General features: G+C 55.1%; 3 tRNA genes and 1 rRNA gene. All 4 read left to right on the plus strand.

The features are described from left to right. Positions 1 to 177 precede the first annotated feature (177 nt). The 4 genes from rrf to JV16_RS14985 all read left to right on the plus strand — a co-directional run bounded on the left by rrf (position 178) and on the right by JV16_RS14985 (position 548). Positions 178 to 294: ribosomal RNA gene (rrf, locus tag JV16_RS14970) — 5S ribosomal RNA — on the plus strand. Positions 295 to 308: 14 nt separating this feature from the next. Next, positions 309 to 384, plus strand: a tRNA-Lys gene (locus JV16_RS14975). 4 nt (positions 385 to 388) lie between these two features. Then, a tRNA-Leu gene (locus JV16_RS14980) sits at positions 389 to 469 on the plus strand. A 4-nt stretch (positions 470 to 473) separates the two neighbouring features. Next, a tRNA-Gly gene (locus tag JV16_RS14985) sits at positions 474 to 548 on the plus strand. Positions 549 to 624 lie beyond the last annotated feature (76 nt).

Here is a 624-nt window from a genome sequence, read left to right on the forward strand (position 1 = left end):
CGTAGTCAAGAAAACATCCGACGGAGCCAAAAGCTTTTGACGAAGACGTGCGTGCACGTCGAACGGAAAAAGCGAAGGCGTAGGAGGATGTTAGTTCGAAGCTAGACACAAGAAAAGCGTAGGCGACTACGCAACCCCTGTTATCTAGTTTTGAAGGAATAATCCTTCATCATATTGCTCGGTGACGATGGCGGAGAGGTCACACCCGTTCCCATCCCGAACACGGAAGTTAAGCTCTCCAGCGCCGATGGTAGTTGGCGGGACACCGCCTGCGAGAGTAGGACGTTGCCGGGCAAAGAAAAGAAAATGAGCCATTAGCTCAGTCGGTAGAGCATCTGACTTTTAATCAGAGGGTCGGAGGTTCGAGTCCTCCATGGCTCACCATGATGCGGGTGTGGCGGAATTGGCAGACGCACCAGACTTAGGATCTGGCGCCTCTGGCGTGGGGGTTCAAGTCCCTCCACCCGCATAATGCGGAAGTAGTTCAGTGGTAGAACACCACCTTGCCAAGGTGGGGGTCGCGGGTTCGAGTCCCGTCTTCCGCTCCAACATGCCTATGCCGGGGTGGCGGAATTGGCAGACGCACAGGACTTAAAATCCTGCGGTAGGTGACTACCGTGCCGG

It is taken from the genome of Anoxybacillus ayderensis (genome assembly GCF_000833605.1).
In the GTDB taxonomy this organism is placed as follows: domain Bacteria; phylum Bacillota; class Bacilli; order Bacillales; family Anoxybacillaceae; genus Anoxybacillus; species Anoxybacillus ayderensis.